This window comes from Microcoleus vaginatus PCC 9802 (assembly GCA_022701275.1).
In the GTDB taxonomy this organism is placed as follows: Bacteria; Cyanobacteriota; Cyanobacteriia; order Cyanobacteriales; family Microcoleaceae; genus Microcoleus; species Microcoleus vaginatus_A.
The window spans coordinates 5,072,645-5,092,243 of sequence record CP031740.1; the positions used below are offsets into that span (position 1 = coordinate 5,072,645).

At 46.5% G+C, this 19,599-nt stretch carries 13 protein-coding genes; 3 read left to right on the top strand and 10 right to left on the bottom strand.

Annotation, left to right across the window (positions count from 1 at the left end; all coding sequences use genetic code 11):
• Positions 1-49 precede the first annotated feature (49 nt).
• Positions 50-1,990, top strand: a complete 1,941-nt coding sequence (gene gyrB, locus D0A34_20725) for a DNA topoisomerase (ATP-hydrolyzing) subunit B (GenBank protein UNU20959.1) — start codon at positions 50-52, stop codon at positions 1,988-1,990.
• 234 nt (positions 1,991-2,224) lie between these two features.
• Positions 2,225-2,941 carry a heme oxygenase (biliverdin-producing) gene (locus D0A34_20730; protein UNU20960.1) on the top strand — a complete coding sequence of 239 codons (717 nt, stop codon included), beginning with the start codon at positions 2,225-2,227 and terminating at the stop codon, positions 2,939-2,941.
• Positions 2,942-3,100: 159 nt separating this feature from the next.
• Here D0A34_20730 and D0A34_20735 read toward each other — a convergent pair whose 3' ends face one another.
• Positions 3,101-3,799 (bottom strand): S-layer homology domain-containing protein, encoded by a 699-nt coding sequence (locus tag D0A34_20735; protein ID UNU20961.1) that lies wholly within the window; start codon positions 3,797-3,799, stop codon positions 3,101-3,103.
• Positions 3,800-3,880: 81 nt separating this feature from the next.
• Positions 3,881-7,456 carry a transcription-repair coupling factor gene (mfd, locus tag D0A34_20740; protein UNU20962.1) on the bottom strand — a complete coding sequence of 1,192 codons (3,576 nt, stop codon included), beginning with the start codon at positions 7,454-7,456 and terminating at the stop codon, positions 3,881-3,883.
• A gap of 289 nt (positions 7,457-7,745) precedes the next feature.
• Here mfd and D0A34_20745 point away from each other — a divergent pair, with 289 nt between their 5' ends.
• On the top strand, positions 7,746-9,077 hold the full coding sequence (locus tag D0A34_20745) for an HlyC/CorC family transporter (protein UNU22394.1): 1,332 nt from the start codon (positions 7,746-7,748) through the stop codon (positions 9,075-9,077).
• A 67-nt stretch (positions 9,078-9,144) separates the two neighbouring features.
• On the opposite strand, the gene D0A34_20750 is transcribed toward D0A34_20745, so the two are convergent.
• The 8 genes from D0A34_20750 to D0A34_20785 form a co-directional block, all read right to left on the bottom strand.
• Positions 9,145-10,479, bottom strand: a complete 1,335-nt coding sequence (locus tag D0A34_20750; GenBank protein UNU20963.1) for a hypothetical protein — start codon at positions 10,477-10,479, stop codon at positions 9,145-9,147.
• Between the two features lie 6 nt (positions 10,480-10,485).
• Positions 10,486-11,811 (bottom strand): hypothetical protein, encoded by a 1,326-nt coding sequence (locus D0A34_20755; GenBank protein UNU20964.1) that lies wholly within the window; start codon positions 11,809-11,811, stop codon positions 10,486-10,488.
• 13 nt (positions 11,812-11,824) lie between these two features.
• The gene (locus tag D0A34_20760) at positions 11,825-13,057 is read right to left on the bottom strand and encodes an SGNH/GDSL hydrolase family protein (protein UNU20965.1); all 1,233 of its coding nucleotides are present in this window, start codon (positions 13,055-13,057) and stop codon (positions 11,825-11,827) included.
• Positions 13,058-13,226: 169 nt separating this feature from the next.
• Entirely contained in the window at positions 13,227-13,634 is a 408-nt protein-coding gene (locus tag D0A34_20765) for a sxtJ (GenBank protein ID UNU20966.1), read from the bottom strand.
• Positions 13,635-13,727: 93 nt separating this feature from the next.
• Positions 13,728-15,704: a hypothetical protein gene (locus tag D0A34_20770; protein ID UNU20967.1), complete on the bottom strand. Its 1,977-nt coding sequence runs from the start codon at positions 15,702-15,704 to the stop codon at positions 13,728-13,730.
• A gap of 169 nt (positions 15,705-15,873) precedes the next feature.
• Positions 15,874-16,359 (bottom strand): hypothetical protein, encoded by a 486-nt coding sequence (locus D0A34_20775; GenBank protein ID UNU20968.1) that lies wholly within the window; start codon positions 16,357-16,359, stop codon positions 15,874-15,876.
• 146 nt (positions 16,360-16,505) lie between these two features.
• The gene (locus D0A34_20780; protein ID UNU20969.1) at positions 16,506-17,426 is read right to left on the bottom strand and encodes an NAD(+) kinase; all 921 of its coding nucleotides are present in this window, start codon (positions 17,424-17,426) and stop codon (positions 16,506-16,508) included.
• Positions 17,427-17,866: 440 nt separating this feature from the next.
• A complete protein-coding gene (locus tag D0A34_20785) occupies positions 17,867-19,516 on the bottom strand; it encodes a hypothetical protein (protein UNU20970.1) in 1,650 nt (549 codons plus the stop codon).
• Positions 19,517-19,599 lie beyond the last annotated feature (83 nt).

The following is a 19,599-nucleotide window of genomic DNA, read 5'->3' on the forward strand; positions in this document are numbered from 1 at the left end:
TTTTAGAAGCTTTCGGGGCTTTAGGCCTCATTATTGGAGCTATTTTTGTATGACCAGCAGCTACAGCGCCGACCAGATTCAAGTTCTCGAAGGTCTCGAAGCAGTCCGTAAACGACCGGGGATGTACATCGGTACCACCGGCCCGCGAGGACTCCACCATCTAGTTTACGAGGTTGTGGACAATTCCATCGATGAGGCGCTGGCTGGCCACTGCACTCACATCGAGATTGACATCAACGCCGACGGTTCCGTTACCGTGACAGACGACGGCCGGGGTATTCCGACCGGCATCGTTGCCAAGACTGGCAAATCGGGAATAGAAACAGTAATGACTGTACTCCACGCCGGCGGTAAATTTGGCGGTGGTGGCTACAAGGTTTCTGGAGGATTGCACGGTGTAGGTATTTCTGTTGTTAACGCGCTGTCCGAGTGGGTAGAAGTGACAGTTTGGCGCGACCAAAAAGAACATTTGCAGCGCTACGAAAGAGGCTTTCCAGTTACTGAACTTAATGCCAAGCCCAACAAAGGCACTCGCACCGGCACTTCAGTTTCTTTCTTGCCAGATACTCAAATATTTAGCACTGGCATTGAATTTGATTACACTATACTCGCGGGGCGCTTGCGAGAATTGGGTTACTTGAATGCCGGCGTGAGAATTACCTTTAGCGACCACCGTTTGGAATTGCTCAAAAGTAGCGAACCTCGCATCGAAACCTACTGTTACGAGGGTGGAATCAAGGAATATATCGCCTACATGAACCGCGAAAAGCAGCCTCTGCACGAAGAAGTGATCTACGTGCAAGGAGAACGCAACAATGTGCAGATAGAAGTGGCTTTGCAGTGGTGCGTCGATGCTTTTAGTGACAACGTTCTCGGTTTTGCTAACAACATTCGGACGATCGACGGAGGCACGCACTTAGAAGGTTTGAAGGCTGTTTTGACGCGGACGATGAATTCGATCGCCCGCAAGCGCAACAAAATCAAAGAAAACGAGCCCAACCTCGCCGGCGAAAACGTTCGCGAAGGTTTGACAGCAGTGATTTCGGTCAAAGTCCCAGACCCGGAATTTGAAGGCCAAACTAAAACTAAGCTAGGAAATACAGAAGTTCGGGGAATTGTCGATTCCTTAGTAGGCGAAGTATTGACAGAATATTTAGAGTTTCGCCCCCAAGTAGCTGACGCTATTTTGGAAAAAGCAATTCAGGCATTTAAGGCCGCTGAAGCCGCCCGCCGTGCCCGCGATTTAGTGCGCCGAAAATCAGTCTTAGAATCGTCTCCTTTGCCGGGAAAATTAGCGGACTGTAGCTCCAGAGACCCCGCCCTGTCTGAGATCTACCTGGTGGAAGGGGATTCTGCAGGCGGATCTGCCAAACAAGGGCGCGATCGCCAATTCCAAGCAATCCTGCCTTTGCGGGGTAAAATTCTCAATATTGAGAAAACAGACGATGCCAAAATCTACAAAAATAACGAAATTCAATCGTTAATTACAGCACTGGGTTTGGGCATCAAAGGCGAAGAATTCGATCCGGGTCAATTGCGGTATCACCACATCGTAATTATGACTGACGCTGACGTAGATGGTGCTCACATCCGCACGCTGTTGTTGACTTTCTTCTACCGCTATCAGCGCGCACTTGTAGACCAAGGTTACATCTATATTGCTTGTCCTCCTCTCTATAAAGTGGAACGGGGACGGAATCATTATTACTGTTACAGTGATCGCGAAATGAACAATCTCATCCGCAATGAATTTCCGGCGAATGCTAATTACACCATCCAGCGGTTCAAAGGTTTGGGTGAAATGATGCCGACACAGTTGTGGGATACAACGATGAACCCAGAAACTCGGACGCTGAAACGGGTGGAGATTGAAGACGCTGCTGAGGCAGATCGCATCTTTACGATCTTAATGGGCGATCGAGTCGCCCCCCGCCGCGAATTCATCGAAACCTACGGCCCCAAACTCAACCTCCTCGACTTGGACATCTAAATTAGCCATTAGCTAACAGTCGAGGACGAGCGACTAAGGACTAAACTTTTGCAGCAGTTTGAACCCTTGTGCCTTCCGAGGCACAAGGCTTTCTGCCGTTTGAGGCCGGTAGGTTTTGTTATAAAAATTAATACAATCTCTCATCAAATCGATCTAAGGTAAATGCTTAGGTAAATTTTAGATTTTTGGCGCATCCATCAGCTACCACAAAAATAGAAGGTTGGACAATATAGCATGAGCATCAATTTAGCGACCAAATTGCGTGAGGGAACCAAAAAGTCCCACACAATGGCAGAAAACGTCGGTTTTGTCAAGTGTTTTTTAAAAGGCGTTGTAGAAAAAACTTCTTACCGGAAGTTAGTAGGAAACCTCTACTTTGTCTACTCGGCAATGGAAGAGGAAATGGAACACCAAAAGCAGCATCCGGTTGTTTCAAAAATTTACTTTTCTGAGTTGAATCGGAAACAAAGCTTAGAGCAAGATTTATTTTACTACTACGGTGCGAATTGGCGCGAACAAGTAGCTCCGTCAGCCGCAGCTAAAGCCTACGTCCAGCGGATTCGCGAGATTTCGGCAACTGCACCGGAACTGTTAGTAGCTCATTCTTACACTCGCTACCTTGGCGATTTATCCGGCGGACAAATCCTGAAGGGAATTGCCCAGAGGGGGATGAATCTTTCCGAGGGAGAAGGCACTGCTTTCTATGAATTCCAGGATATTCCTGATGAAAAAGAATTCAAGGCTAACTACCGTCAGGCAATGAATGAACTGCCGATTGACGAAGCCACCGCAGAGCGAATTGTTGACGAAGCTAATGCAGCTTTTGGCATGAACATGAAGATGTTCATGGAATTAGAAGGCAATTTGATTAAAGCAGTTGGTCAGATGCTTTTCAATACCCTGACTCGGAAGCGCGGTGGTGCCAGTACCGAATTGGCTACTGCTGATTGAGTTAAAGCTTACTAGGGATAATTTGAGCCTCGTTTAAGAGGAAAACTTTAAATCCTGGGGGTTTGATGGCTGCTTTTACAGTCACCCAATCTCCGGGATTTTGCATGGTGGGCGATCGACTTTTTAACTCACAACTCAACACTTACAACTCAAAGATATTTAACGCCCCATGCCGCGATTAGGAGGCTCCTCGTCCGGGACAGGCAAAGAAGTTGGCCTTACTTGGCGCTCCAAATACTTGCTCAAAGCGTAAGCGATATCCCCACGACTCATCGGCTTCAAAGGATTAATCTTATTAGTTGCGAGATCAACATTAACAAACCCTTCATAAAGTGCAGTAGCTAGAGACTTTCTAGCCCAATTAGGAATTTCACCTGCATCTGGATACTTAGCTAAAATTTCGGAAATGCTGGAATCGGGAAACTGAAAAACCCCGTAAGCTTGAGCAAAAATCGCTAAAGCTTCAGCGCGAGTCACCCTTTGATTTGGGAAAAACATTCCGTCGCGATATCCACTCATTGTTCCCGTTTTCAAAACAGTTTGAATCGCACTGTAAGCCCAGTAACTCTTCGGTACGTCCGGCAATTCCCTATCCGGTTTCTGAGCGGTTTTCCGCCGTTCCAAACCAAAAGTTTTTACTAAAATCACCGCCAAATCAGCGCGACTGACAAGACCCTGAGCATGAAAATTGCCACTGGCATTTTTATTCATCAACCCTGCATTCACAACCCGGTCGATCGGGTCAATTATTTCTTGAGATTGAACCGCCATAAACACTCCTTGCAGTAGGGCGATCGCCAAAAAAATACTCACTAACCTTTTCACGATTTTAATTATTCCTGTCCCTAAAACAATCATGAAAACAGCAGTAATATTTTTTCCGGTTCCATCGGTATTATTCTGTGGTTTCGGGGGTGCGCTAGATTTGGGGATTATATATTAAAATCCAACATTTGCTTCCGGCAAAGCGCCCTGCATTTTACCCAGCCAATCAATCAAATTATCTAATTGCTTTTGGGCCGTCAAAACCGCCATACCTCGAATAGTAACCTTCCCCTTGCTGTAGACAAAACGAGAGCGCAAATGTTCCGGCAAATTAGCCTTGAGCAAATTCCAAGCAGGCTCCTCCATAGCTGTTTCCAAAACTATGTGCTGCTTATTCTCCGGTTTGATCCGAGAAAAACCGATTTTTTTAGCGATTTGTTTGAGTTCGACCACACGGATAAGTTGCTGGGCTGGAAGAGGAATCGGCCCATAACGATCGCACCAATCAGCCTGAATCTGCTGTAATTCTTCAGGGGTATTAGCAGAAGCCACAGACCGGTAAGCGCTCATCTTTTGATCCAAATCTGCGATGTAATCGGCAGGAATAAACGCCGTCAAAGTTAGGTCAATTTGCGCGTCTTCAACTTTCGGAATTTCCTGACCTTTAATTTCCCGAATAGCCTCCTCTAACATTTCAGCATACAAATCAAAACCGATCGCCTCCATTTGACCAGATTGTTCAGTACCCAAAACATCACCCGAACCGCGAATTTCCATATCTCGGACGGCCAACTGATAGCCCGAACCCAACTGGGCAAACTCTTGAATTGCCCGCAGCCGCTGCCTTGCAGCATCAGACAGCTTGTTCTGCTTGGGATAAAACAGCCAAGCATGAGCTTGAATCCCCGCGCGTCCCACCCGTCCCCGCAACTGGTAAAGCTGACCCAAACCAAAGCGCTGCGCGTCTTCAATTAAAATAGTATTGACACGCGGAATATCCAAACCCGACTCAATAATCGTCGTGCACACCAAAATATCGAAATCTGCCGCACTGAAAGTCAGCATGACCGATTCTAATTCCGAAGCATCCATTTGACCGTGGGCGATCGCAATTCTGGCAGACGGTACCATCTCCTGCAACTGAGCGGCCAACTCATCAATCCCCTCAATCCGCGGCACCACGTAAAAAACCTGACCGCCCCTGTCCAATTCTTGACGAATTGCCGATCGCACCACTTCCGGGTTATAGGGAGCCAAATGCGTCTGAATCGGGCGCCTGCTGGGAGGCGGAGTCGAAATCAAACTCATCTCGCGAATCCCCGACAGCGACATATACAAAGTCCGGGGAATCGGCGTTGCTGTCAGAGTCAGAACATCTACCTCTGTTTTGAGAGCTTTAATTGCTTCCTTTTGCTTAACTCCAAACCGCTGTTCTTCATCCACCACCAACAAGCCCAAATCCCGAAATTTAATGGCTTTGCTCAAAACAGCTTGAGTACCGACAATCACATCTAATTCCCCAGTCGCCAAACGCTTGTGAATCTCCCGGCGCTCGGTTTCCGTGCGAAAGCGATTGAGCAAACCAACTTCGATCGGATAAGGGGAAAAACGCTCTGAGAGCGTGTGATAGTGCTGTTGGGTCAAAATCGTCGTCGGCGCGAGCAAAGCCACCTGCTTGCCCGCCGTAACCGCCTTAAAAATCGCTCTCAGAGCAACTTCTGTCTTGCCAAAACCAACATCGCCACAGACCAAGCGATCCATCGGTCGATCGCCCTCCATGTCGCGTTTCACATCCTGAGTTGCCTTCAACTGATCCGGGGTTGGCTGGTAAGGAAAAGAATCCTCTAATTCTTGTTGCCAAGGCATATCAGGAGGAAAAGCGTAACCTGTTTGTTTAGCTCTTTTAGCATAAAGATTCAGCAAATCCACTGCCAATTTCTTAACAGCTTTGCGAACCTTTGTTTTAGTTTTTTCCCAAGTTTGGCCGGTCAGCTTGTTTAGATCCGGTACTTTATCGCCTACAGTCCGAAACCTCGACAAAGCCCCCAACTGATCTGCCGCCACTCTCAGAGTACCGTCAGCGTATTGAATCAATAAATACTCGCGAGTTTCGCGATCGATCGTCAAACGTTCCAACTTGATAAATTTACCCACTCCATGCTGGCGGTGAACCACATAATCACCAGGGCTTAATTTATTCGGGTCTACTTGCTTAGAAGCAGCGCGACGGCGCTTGCGGACGTAGCTAAAAGTAGCCAAAGAATGCTGACCGTAAAATTCCCTATCGGTAATTAAAACAATCCGAAAAGTCGGCAGAATAAACCCTTCCAATTCTGCCAGCCCGCTGTACTTCAAAGCAACCGGAATGTGCTGCAATTGCAATTTGTCGATCGCCAAATAATCGCGCGGATTCACCACAAACTGAGCCGGACAGTCGTGTTCCGAAAGCAGAGAAACCGATCGACTCGGTTGAGCAGAAACCAGAAAAATGGTAAAACCCCGATCGCGCTCTTCCCTGAGCATTTGAGACAGCTTCGCAAATTGGTGAGGCATCACCGGCACAGGCCTGCTGGCCAAATTAATCGCAGGCGCTAGCTGGTCGATATCCGCAGAGCTTTGAAATTTTTTAGCAGTAGGATCTTCTGCCAATTCTGAAAGTTCTAGCCGATCGAAAGCTGCGACATCTGCCATTGATTCAGCAAAAGTGCGGTGAATTTTCGGAACTTTCAAATTAGCAAGTGGCAATTTTTCTGTGGCCTCACCAGCAACTGCCGATTCCCGATTGCAATTATTCCACTGTTCCTGTGCATTCTCAAACCAGCGGTCGCTGTGACCTTCGCACCCTTGGGGTTCGTCAATAACAACTAAAGTATTTTCTGTCAAATAATCCAACAAAGATGCAGGTTGCTCGAACGCTAAACCCAACAGCCTGCGGACAAATCTTTCCGCTTCATTTTCCCCTTCATTTTCGGGGTCGAAAGAGCCTAGGTGGTTGATTGCATCAAGCTTTTTTTCAGATAAAACTGCTTTAATAATTGTGTTAAAATTAGTAGGAGTTAAAACTAATCGCTCGACCTTATCGAGCGATCGCTGCGAAGAGGGATCGAACTCCCGAATTTGCTCCAAATCATCCCCAAACCACTCCAGCCGCACCGGCAACTCAGCCGCCACCGGAAACACATCGACAATATCACCGCGACGGCTCCACTGACCCTCCATTTCCACCAGAGCCACCCGATCGTACCCCATCGACACCAGTTGGCGGTCAAGTATCTTCGAGTCTTGAACCGCACCTCGCTTCAGCGTCAGACAGTAGGGTTCAAAAGCAGCAGGTGGCGGCAAGTGAGACTGGAGAGCTCTTTCGGTAGCTACAATCGCGATCGGCTTAGAATTGGCGTTTGTTTCTCGTTTCTCGACCAAATCCGCCAGCACCTGCATTTGTCCCCAAGTCATTTCGTTCTCGTCGGAGTAAGATAGCTCGTAGGGCGAAGCCTCCGAAGTTGGGTAAAAATGCACAGTCTGCCAGCCCATAGCCTCCAGCCCTGCCACCCAGCGGCCCGCTTCTTCTAGAGTGGCCGTCACTACCAGTAAACTCCGCCCTTCTTGCTGTGCGAGGGCGGAAGCTACTAAACCTTTGGGCAAGCGAGCGATGCCGTTGAGTTGCAAGCAGCGATGGCGCTTGAGCTTGTTGAGGAGTTCTGTGGCTAGGGGTGATCGCCCCAGGGTACGAATTATTGAAGAGAAAGTCATGCGCTTTTAATTTTAATCCCTGATCGGCGAAGGCTCTTTCCCTTTGCCTGTTAAGGAGATTGTACGACAAACATCCATGATTGTGCCGCTCTGCTGTTGACGCCTTGGAACTTAACTGGAGATAGATTTCTGCTTTAATATGTCGATCCTGCGATCGCGATCGAGCCCGGGACGTTAATCTAGTGACAGGTTTAGAAAAAATTTCGAGTTTGCGATCGAGATTCGCAGCTTGCAGGCTTCTCCTTTAACCGGGCAGAGCGCTTCGCCGTTACTACCGAAAATTTTAGAAATGTCCCCAAGTACCGATATTCTGATTGTTCTCCTGCTGGTTTTCCTCAATGGCTTGTTTGTGATGTCAGAGATGGCCATCATTTCTGTACGGAAGGTGAGACTGCAACAGATGGCTAACCAAGGTTCAACCAATGCCCGCGTAGCCTTGGATCTGGCTAATGCCCCCAATCAGTTCTTACCGACAGTTCAAATCGGGATTACGATGCTGGCTATTGTGTCGGGCGCTTTCGGAGAAACGACGATTTCTAGAAGAGTAGAGCCTTTGTTGCTGCTGATTCCTGCCCTCGCGCCCTACTCTAAGACGATCGCCTCAGTAGTAGCAGTTTTAACCATCACTTATCTGACCTTAATTATCGGCGAACTCGTGCCGAAGCGGCTAGCGCTCAACAACCCGGAGCCGATCGCTTCTAGCGTAGCAATTCCCATGCGAATGCTCTCAAAAATTGGCGCTCCTGCGGTTTATCTGTTAAGTCATTCCACTGACTTAGTGATGCGGATCATGGGGATTGTGCCTTCAACAGAACCGCAAGTTACAGAGGAAGAAATTAAAGTTTTAATAGAGCAAGGGACAGAAGCCGGAACCTTTGAAGAAGCCGAACAAGACATGGTAGAAAGAGTCTTTCGTTTGGGCGATCGGCGAGTCAGCGCCTTAATGACCCCGCGTCCCGATCTTACCTGGCTCGACCTCGACGACTCAGTAGAAGAAAACCGCCAAAAAATGCTCGGCAGCGGTCATTCTCGGTTTCCCGTCTGTCAAGGAGGCCTCGACAACGTGCTCGGTTTAGTACACGTTACAGATATGCTGTCGAGGACTTTAACCGGTCAACCCCTCGATTTAAGCGCTTCTTTACGGCGGCCTTTATTTGTACCGGAAAGCACGCGGGGGTTAAAAGTATTAGAGCTTTTCAAGCAATCTAGCAATCAAATTGCCTTGGTGGTAGACGAATACGGCGTGATTCAAGGATTGGTTACAGTCAACGACATTTTAGTCGAACTCGTTGGCGACTTTCCCTCGATTGAAGATGCTGACGAGCCGGAAGCCGTGCAGCGCGAAGACGGTTCTTGGCTGTTAGACGGAATGCTAGCAGTCGAAGATTTTTTTGAGCTGTTTGGAATCGAAGAATTGTCACCCGAACACAAAGGAAGTTACCACACGATGGGCGGTTTTGTGATTACCAATTTGGGCAAAATTCCCACAGCAGCGGAGCATTTTGAGTGGAACGGTTTGCGCGTGGAAGTAGTCGATATGGACGGGAACCGAGTTGATAAAATCTTGGTAATGCCACTCGAATCAGCGGCCGATCGACCTAAAGCCCAACCAAATACCTAAAATTTAAACTCAGCGGTAAGGTGCGCTAGGCGCACCCTACATCAACCATTCAGCGGATATTTCAGACCTACTTCTTTTTGCTTCTAGCCTCATCTTTCCGCAAAGATTCCAGAATAGAACGACCTACATAATTGCTAAAAACCAGCTCTCCAGCTTGATTGTAGTGGCAGCAGCTATCTACATAAACAGCCTCTTTAGTCTTGTCAAAAACATTCACAGCATTCAGTAGATTAATATTATTTTTTTCCAAATTCGGAAAGTTTTTGAAAAGAGCCGGATATCCAATTTGTACAGATTTAGCATAAGGAGTCTCCTTGTTAAAAGCAATCTGCTTTTCGGCTTCACCAAACACCCTTTTCGTCTGATAATATTGATTAGGCTGAAGAACATGAAAATAAGGCACATTACTAGCCGACAGGACTTTGTGCATAAAAATTGAACTTTTCGCCCAATTGTCCGCCATGTTTTTAAAAGCTACTGAATCCTGTAAAACCGACTTATTAGTATTTATATAAATAACGCTGCCACTGCCATTTTTTTGTTGTTTAATCCGTTCTTCTTCAAACTTAAGAACATCTGTTTTATAGTTATTTACTAGCTGTTGAACGTAAACAGAAGTCAAAGCATTGCACGCCGCTAAAGAGCAGTGTTGCAAACTTTCCAAACCCTCATTAATCCTAGTTTTATTTTCTTGAATTCGGAGAGTTGCTTCCATAGCCTTAGTAGAAAGGCTATTATTCGCGAAGTTAGCCAGCGGCGAAATATGCTGAATGCTTGGCATCGCCAAATCGACTTGATTTTTATTGTTTAAATTAGAAAGTGCTACTTCATTAAAACCATCTATATTGACGACCATATCTAATTCTTGACCTAAAGCCAAAAAGTAGTTTAAAATTAATAATTGCTGTGGCTGTTTGTAGCCTCCCGTCGCAAAAGACAAAATTACAAATTCTTTATCTTTTAAACCGGGCAACTGTTTGAGGTATTTAGGTAAAATTTGATTCTGAACTTGAAATATTGCATAATCGGAAGCCACAGAACCGCCAAAAACTCCGATAAAAAACTGATTAGTTTTAGTTTTCTTCAGAGGATAATCGTAAGGAGAAATAAACCCATAATTATTGACTTTAAAACCAGGTCTAAAATCAGCGCTGGGTTGTTGAATAAACCCAAAAAAAGGATGAAACCTTTCGACAATAGACTTGTTCAGCCGCACTCCTTCTAAATTAATTCCTAAATCCGACTTATTTTCCGTCTTTTCTCTAGTATAGAAAAATTGCTTGTGCTTGACAAAATACCATCCCAAGGAACCGAGTTCCAGGAAAACCAGTAAAAGCGCTAAGTTAATCAAAGCAATTGTTAGAAATTGTGGTTCTTTTTGGAGGACTTTTAAATCTTTCATAAACCTCTATTTCGACTTCCTGACTACTTTAATAATTGAACTGGAAACATAATTTGCCAATACTTCTTCTCCCACTGAATTATAGTGGCAGCAGGCATCTTTGTAAACCGTCTCTTTTGTATTGTCTAAAATATTCACTGCGCTAAAAACATTAACCCCAGCTTTTTGCAAATCATCGACTTTGGACAAAAGCACCGGATAACCTTTTTTTACCCCTTCAATGTAAGGACTCTCTTTGTTAAGCGCGATTTCCTTTTCCTTGGCGGTAAACGCTCGCTTAGTGGGATAATACTGGTTGGGCTGGATAAAGTGAAAATACTTAATCTTTCTACTTGATAAAATTTGATTCATCCCGATCGACGATTGGTACCACATCGATGCCATTTTGTTAAAAGCAGTGGCATCCTCGAAAACAGAGTCAGCTTTGGGAATGTACACTATACTGCTATTTGCCGGGTTTGAGTTGGATTGTTTGACTTGCGTATCGTACTTGACAACGGCTTGCTGATAATGGTTGATTAATTGTTTCACCTGTAGCGAGGTAACAGCGTGACACAAAGCAAGCTGACAAGTTTCCAATTTGTCAATACCTGCTTTCAACTGTTTTTTGTTTTCGTTAATTTGTACGATCGAACTCATCACTTCCGGTGACACGTTATTGCTCGCTAAACCTGTTAACGGCTGTATGTGCTGAACGCTGGGCATTCCTATTTCTACTCGGGCTTTGTTATTTAAATTTGACAGTGCTACTTCGTTAAAACCGTCAATATTGATGACTAAATCTAATTCTTGACCCAAAGCCAGAAAGTAATTTAAAATTAGTAATTGTTGGGGCTGTTTGTAGCCGCCGTTGCCAAAATTTAAAACCACAATTTCGCGATCGGCAAATTCTGGATAACTCTGCAATTTTTTAGACAATATTTGATTTTTATATTCATCTACTGCAAAATTGTTGGCAACGGAACCGCCAAAAACTCCGATAATAAATTGTTTTTTATTGGTTTTAACAAATGGATATTCGTAGAGGGAAAAAAAGCCGTGTTTGTTGACTTTTAACTTTAATTTTTCATTGGTAAAAGCACCTTGGTTGAGCACGTAGCCAAAAAACGGGTGCAGTCTTTCTACGATAGATTCATCTACTCTAATTCCGAGCCGTTCAATATCTTCTACTACTTGTTCTTTAGCTTTAGTTCGGGTATAAAAAAACTGCTTTTGTTTTATAAAATAAAAAGCTAGCGACAAAGCTTCGAGACAAATAAAGGCGATCGCCAAATTAACCGCTATTATAATTAATATATTTTTGCTTTTTTCGAGTACCGTTGAATCTTTCATGAAATTTGACGGCTTACGGTTGTTTTTTGGGAACTTGAGACTGCTTCAAATTTTCGCACAAATTTCTGTTAATCAGGATACTAGCCAGCCGATGCCCGAGTTCATTCCAGTGACCCCCACAGGGTACAGAGTTCTCAAAACCGTGGGCGCAGACTTGATATTTTTCAGTGTAACCTTGGATCTGTTCGGATAAATTTAGTACCCGAAAACCCTCGCGCGCGCCCAATTTTTCCAGCCGCCTATCGGGATAAAACAAATCCTGAATGTTGTTCTTTCTCATAAAATTTTTTCGCCTCTCGGCATCCGGTCTAACTTGCATCGGATCGCCGATCGTCACAACCAAGAAATCAGCATTTTTCTGCACGACTTCATTCCGCATCGTCACAATCAAACCCTCTGTCACCCTCCAAGCCTCTTGCCAAGCTGCATCCTGAGGTTCCTTGAGGTTTTGGGTACTTAAAGCGGTAAAATCCTGCGATAACTCACGCTTTTTCCGCTCTAAGTCTACTTTTTTAATGACCTGCAAAATGCGCGAATTGTTGACGAGAAAAGTGGGCATCCGGTCTACGAAGGAAACTGCTCTTTCGTTGCGGTCGATCGGCGCCAGATTGCGAAAAGACATATCCGGTACTAACTTGCCGCTAGCATCATAAGCAAAAAATGGTCGGTAGCGATCGTATTCCAATTGCGGCGAATTGTTAATTATATCATTACCAATAAAAAAAGCAAGAATTACAATATCAGGACTGTAATCCCACACTTTTTTTCGCAGCATTATCAATTGTTGAGCAGTACCGTAGCCCTGCACCCCGAAATTCATGACCTCAACATTTTTGCGTCCCTTAACAGCTTCGCAGTTGCCTAACTTTCGTTCCAATTTCGACCAGAAAGTTTGTTCGACAGGTACCTGAATTGCTTCGGTGAAAGAATCGCCCAAAACCGCCACGCGCAAAGTATTTGGAGGTTTGGCTTTTGTATGTTCACGATCGCGCAAACCCTCGCTATTGACCTGCACAAGACTCGCACCTTCCCCATTCCACTCCCCCGACGCACCCGGTTTCAGCTTCCAGCCCAAATTCGGATCGGAAGTGTGGAAACCAGTTGGCGCCGAGTCTACGAAATCTCTTATTTTTGGATAGCCCTCAACTCTAGCAACTCGCAACCCAACTTCACCAATTACCACCCCCATCAATAAACCGCCGAGTGTCAAACCTAAATTGACACCCAAATTTTTCAACTTGCTCATTATTTCAAAACAGCGTGTAAATAAACGGAGCAATCACAGAACCCTGACTCAATACAATCAAAGCTCCTAAAAAGACTAAAGTCACAATTAACGGCAACATCCAATACTTTTGGCGTTCTTTCATAAACGCCCACAAATCTTTGAGAAAATCTAAAGTTGCTTCAAACACTTAAAAAGGACGCTCCATACTAACTTTTGTTCTTGCTTTACTTGGGATGCGGTAAGTATCCATTTTCGGATTGAGCTTTCGCCGCATTGCATCTTCGCCGAAAATATTTTTGATTACTCCCATCGGCCAAACTATCAGGTAAAAAACTATCCCTAAGACGAGCGGCGTTTGGATTTTGTGGAGGAGCAGTCCAAACCGCATCCATGCGTGATAAACGGGATTCAGCGATTTCGGCGCAACCAATCCTAGCACGATTAGGACGGCGCCGATTGCCCAGGGCAGCCAAGGTAGAGAATGCCGCCGCAGTAAAGGTACTGCTAAACCGAAGATCACTGCAATCAAGCCGCCAATTAGCAGCCCGAAATCGCGCAAGCCTTTTTTGTCGAGTTTTTTAATTTCGTCGCTCATTAGAAATGGGGAATTGGGAATTGGGAATTGGGAATTGGGAATTAGTTATTAGTTATTCGTTCCCACAAATAACTAATAACTAATAACTAATGACTAATCTAGTTCAAATTCATTTTTCCAAGCATCATCTTGTTTCCAAGGAATTTGTTCGGACTTGGGAAGCAAGTAATTTTCCAAAACCAGATAGTCCATTTCGGTTCGCATGAAACAGCGGTAAGCATCCTCTGGAGTGCAAACAATGGGTTCGCCTCGGACGTTGAAAGAAGTATTTACGACAATCGAACAGCCCGATCGCTTTTCAAAATGGCTGATTAAGTCATAGTAGCGAGGATTGGTTTCTTTGTGAACAGTTTGGATGCGAGCCGAGTAATCGACGTGGGTGACAGCCGGAATTTCTGAGCGCGGAATGTTGAGCTTTTCAATGCCAAACAACTGCTCTTGTTCCGCAGTCATGGGAATGCGGAGACTCGCTTTGACAGGTGCTACTAATAGCATATAAGGGCTAGAATGGTCAATCTCGAAATAATCCGCAACTCGCTCGGCTAAGATTGACGGCGCAAAAGGTCGAAATGATTCCCGATATTTAATTTTCAGGTTCATCACGGACTGCATTTTAGCACTGCGGGGATCGCCAATGATCGATCGACCGCCCAGAGCCCGCGGCCCAAATTCCATCCGCCCTTGGAACCATCCCACCACATTTCCCTGTTCCAAAATCTCAGCCAACTGCGGCATTAATTCGGCATCGTCCAATCGGTGGTAGCTGGCTTTGACAGCATCCAAATATTCGAGAATTTCTGCGTCAGTAAACCTCGGCCCCAAATAAGAGCCGCGCATTTGATCGTGACAAGTTAAATGAGCAACAGACTTCGCCAAAGTTGCCACCGCTTGGTTTGCAGTGAGAACTTCACTCCTCTCCTCAACCGCTGCGTTTGTAGTGACAAGCTCAGTCTTGAGGGATTCTGTACTATTTGCTGTCGAGTTCGCGCTCACAGTGCGAGGTTGTTCGCAATACTGGTACCAAATCGCCAAAGCCGCGCCCAAAGCACCGCCAGCATCTCCCGCCGCCGGCTGAATCCAAATATCTTTGAAAATACCTTCCCGCAAGAGTCTGCCGTTAGCAACGCAGTTGAGAGCAACGCCGCCCGCAAGACAAAGATAATCGACATTCAATTCTTTTTTAACTGTTCTGCAAAGCCGCAAAACAACTTCTTCGGTAACAACTTGAATGGAAGCGGCTATATCCATTTCCCGCTGAGTCAATTTTCCTTCAGCTTGACGCGGCGGCCCTTCAAACAGTTCGTCAAACTTCTTATTTGTCATGGTTAAGCCAACAGTATAGTTGAAATAATCCATGTTCAAACGGAAAGTTCCGTCATCTTTGAGGTCTATTAAATAGTTGAGAATTTTGTCTACATACTTGGGTTCGCCGTAAGGAGCTAAACCCATGAGTTTGTATTCGCCAGAGTTGACTTTGAAGCCGGTGTAATAGGTGAAAGCTGAATAAAGCAAGCCCAAGGAGTGGGGAAAATCGATTTCCCACTGAGGTGTAAGTTCGTTGCCGTCTCCCAACCAAACCGAGGTTGTTGCCCACTCGCCCACGCCGTCTAGGCACAAAACGGCTGCTTTTTGAAACGGGCTGGGGAAAAATGCCGATGCTGCGTGGGATTGGTGGTGTTCGGTAAATAGCAGAGATGGCAGTTTATTCGTTTTGCAGTTGGCCATTTCTGCGAGCTCTCTTTTGAGCATGGTTTTGAGGTAAAGCTTTTCTTTGAGCCATATCGGCATGGCTGTTAGGAAAGAGCGAAAACCTTGGGGCGCGTAGGCTAAATAGGTTTCGAGAAGGCGCTCGAATTTGACTAAAGGTTTGTCGTAAAAGACTATTCGATCGAGTTCCCGCAAATCTATTTTCGCTTCTTTCAAGCAATAAGCGATCGCATTCTTGGGAAATCTGGCGTCGTGCTTTTTGCGGGAAAATCTTTCTTCCTGCGCTGCGGCTATAATTTCTCCATCGCGAATTAAGGCTGCGGCGCTGTCGTGATAGTACGCCGAGATTCCAAGTATGTTCATTCGTCTCCTCACAAATCGCAATGCGTTTGTATCTGACTATTTAGAATAGCTATCGATTATAGCTGCTTAAGTACGGATTTGGGCGATAGTTTTGCGATCGCCTCTAATTTTACCTGGATCGATGTCGGTGGGCCACCCGAGGGCGATCGCCTGTTAGAGAGCATTTAAGCTAGCGCCGGCGTATCCTGCGCCCCCAAGCTCTGAAGTAAGTGACCACCGGGAATTGATAAAATTCACCTACCAACCACAGCACGATGCCTAAATGCGACAAAAAAGCTAAGCCTGTCCAAGCTGCAGGCACCCACGACAACCGGCTGCCGGGAACCGGGGGAAAATAGTAAGCTGAAAGTCCCAGCAAGGTAGTGGGAAGGAAAATTAGACCAATAGCCGCTGCCAAGTAGGGCCATCCGAATTCTACGCCTTCGAGGTGGGCTCCTATCCACCGTTTGCCGTTCCAGTGCCAAGTTACGGGCGGTTGGCGATCGGCCATTTGGAGCGATTGTCTTTCAACGCTTGCGGTATAAATGTGCTGGCAGAAGTTGCAAGCTAGGGCGTCCATCATCGGCATGGTATAAATTTGACCGGTGCGGCACACGGGACAGGGATATGTATCTTGAGGGTTGAAAGGTCGGGGTGATTTGTGGAAAATATGCATAGATCAGGCTGTTTGTCAAGATATTGAGCGATCTTAACAAAGTACAGAGATTATGCGTTGGCTGAGGGCGGTTTTTGTATGATTGTTGGTTTTTTCACGCTTACGGGCCCCACGGGTTAATGCAGTTTCATGGTGGATGATTCGGATTAATTGCGGTGATTGTTGCTATAGCGAATTCTGGCTCCTGCCCAGTGAAGTTTTTCCCTCAAAGTGTTGTAATAAGAATAGTTTTCCCGCAAAATAATAAACTTGGCTTCGCAGTCTGCCCTCCGCACGTCTACGCGCTGTCCTGGCCAAATTGCAGTCCCCAAAATGCCGTCTGTCCAGAGTTTTGTACTGAGTTCGTAATCTGCTAAAGGCCAAATGCTGACGACTGAACCGGGCGGCAGGACGATCGCCCGACTGGATAAACTCAAAGGGCAAATCGGAGTAACTGCGATCGCCTCCATTCCCGAGTGCATAATCGGCCCGTTGGCAGATGCGGTGTAGCAAGTCGAACCGGTGGGAGTTGCCACAATTAAACCATCGCCTTGATATTGATCGACTACTTCGCCGTCAACTTCCATTTCTAGAATACAGCTCGGCATTCGATCGGCTGAAGCAGGTTTGACACACATTTCATTTAGTGCCAAAAATCGATCGCTTTCCGGTTCAAGATTAGTTCTGTTTCCCTCAAAAATCGCCGCCTGCAACATCATCCGCTTCTGTACGGCATACCTGTCTTCCGAAAGTCTGTCCCAAATATCCTCAGTATTTTGGAAATCCTCAAAAGACTCGCTTAAAAAACCCAGATGTCCCCCCACATTCGCTGCCAAAATCGGGATGCCGTCAGCCGCCAAATTCCGCGCAGCAGCTAGGGCCGTACCGTCGCCCCCCAGCACTACCGCTAAATCAATTGGGCTGTTACTAGAAGCTAAAAACACCGGATACGGGTTATCTTTCGGGCCACTCGGCCCCATTAAAACGTGACACCCGCGACTTTCTAATTGGCGGGCACACTGTTCTGCCCACCGCTGGCTGAGGGTATCTCTGGCTTTGTGGGCGATAATTACTTGTTTTAGTTGCACAACCTATCGATTTTAGATTTTAGATTTTGGATTTTAGATGATTAGATTTTAGACTGAATTGCCGCGAGCGGGACGATCGCACCGCACATCGATTTTAGACTTTAGATTTTAGATTTTAGATGATTAGATTTTAGACTGAAGTGCCGCGACCGGGACGATCGCACTGTTGTACTCGGAAAAATATTATTCCGATGCCGCAGGGCATCTCCCCTCGGAGATTCTGCCTCTGGTTTATAGCCATTCCAAAAAGTAATCCAATTTTTGGCAAGCTGCAAACCCTTATCTCATATCAATTCCGGTTATATCGGAATGATTAAACCACAGAGGACGCAGAGGATACAGAGGAAGGGAACAGAGATGAATAATTCCGATGAAGGGCGGATTTGATATCATCTGTCATTCCCAATTCTTTAATGGAAAATCGAAAATCGAAAATGGTATTATCCCTCGCTGCGGCTGGATTTGGGCCGCGGCCAGATAATGCTGGAATCGGCCGCGAGTAGGCGAGAAACTGCGATCGCCCCAAAGCGGTTGAGGTGGCTGGGGTCAAAAAAATAGTCGTTACGGCCCGGCCAGCGCTGCGACAAGTCGCGGAAAGCGAAGCCTTTTTGCCGCGAGAGTTGCTGCATTCGCTGCCGGAACTGCTGTTCTGCCCACAGGCGAGTTCCGTCTAAGTAGTCGTTGGTGAGGGGCAAATTAACGAAAATTAGGGGAATTTTGCGAGCTTTGGTAAATGCTACAACTGAATTAAAGGCTGTTGCTTGTTTGCCTCCGAGGTTGAAGTTTTCGTAGTCGCGATCGTACTGGCCTGAAACGTAAGCGCGTTCCCGATAATAAGTGTTGGGGTTGTAAGTGCCCGATATAGCCATGAATCCGTTAGAGTCGATCGAATCTGCCAATTGGTTGAGTTGTCTGATGGCTACTGTTGTGCGTCGCGAGACTGGAATCAATTGTGCTTTTTGGGTTGCTGCATTCGCTGCGATCGGTTTTAACTCATATCTTGCAGCATTCTCAGCAACGGGCAAGATGCCGGTTCCACTAGACAGGAATTTGATTGTGGGGTGGGTGTCAGCAACAGGCAAGATGCCGGTTCCACTGGACAGGAATTTGAGTGTGGGGTGGGCCTCTTGCCCGCCCCTGAAAGGTCGATCGACAGATGCCAATGCTTTGCGGAAAGTGTTGTTAGCGCAGGGCTGCGGGAATCTGTAACACAGCGGAATCTCCTTGGGTTCATCCGACGGCAGTTCGGGGCGAATGCCTGCTGCTAAAAGTTGGCTGCCTTCAGAATCGACGATCGAATTAAAAGTGCGATCGTCCCGGCCGCTGTTAAATCCGCGCACACCATCCGCCCAGACAATCATTTGAGGCAAATGCTCCGGCTTCAAAAGCCGCCGCAGTTGAAAGTCAACTACTTGTGCAGTTGCGCCGTTGACTGAAAAGTTAAATACTTTTAAGCCCGGACGGCCCCTTTGGGCCAAAGATTGTTTTAGCTGTTTGGGATCGACGCCCTGCAATGCCCGGGAACTGCCGACAATCAAAACATCTGGTGGGCCGACAGTCGCAACGTAGGATAGGTAAAGTTCTAGTTGTTCGTTTAGCAAATCGCTGCTGAAGCTGACTGTACTGGCTTGCGATCTGGTTGCGCTCGCTTGCTGCTGGGAATAAACCAGGTTTCTCATGTACTCGATTACTTTTTTCTCCGCAAACGCCCGTCTGGGACTGCCGGCGGGAACCGCTTGCATCCAGGCGACGGCCTGTACCCACAGGGCGGCTACTTTGTCCCAGTCTTGTTTTGAATTGGCTGATTGAGCCAAATTAGAAGCTTGGGTGGCAAAGTTAACTGCCTCGGTGAAGCCATCGTTTTGAGGGCATGAGGGAACGCGGACGGATTTTTTGGATTTGTTGGGATTTCGGGCTAACAGAGACGTTGGGGACTGGGCTAGGACTGCCGATTCGATCGAACCCGATGGCGCTGCGGTGTTGGGCGGCTTCGTTGACGAACATCCCAAAGTTAAGGCTAGCAAGGCGGTTGCGGCACAGGTACGTTTGAGGATGCTGGTGCTGATGCTAGCAATGTAGCGGCGAATCATAAAGCTTTCAGCGATCGCGAAACATTAATAGATATTACCGCAAGCCACCATTCGTCTGCAGCGGCGATGGTGACTTTTGAGTA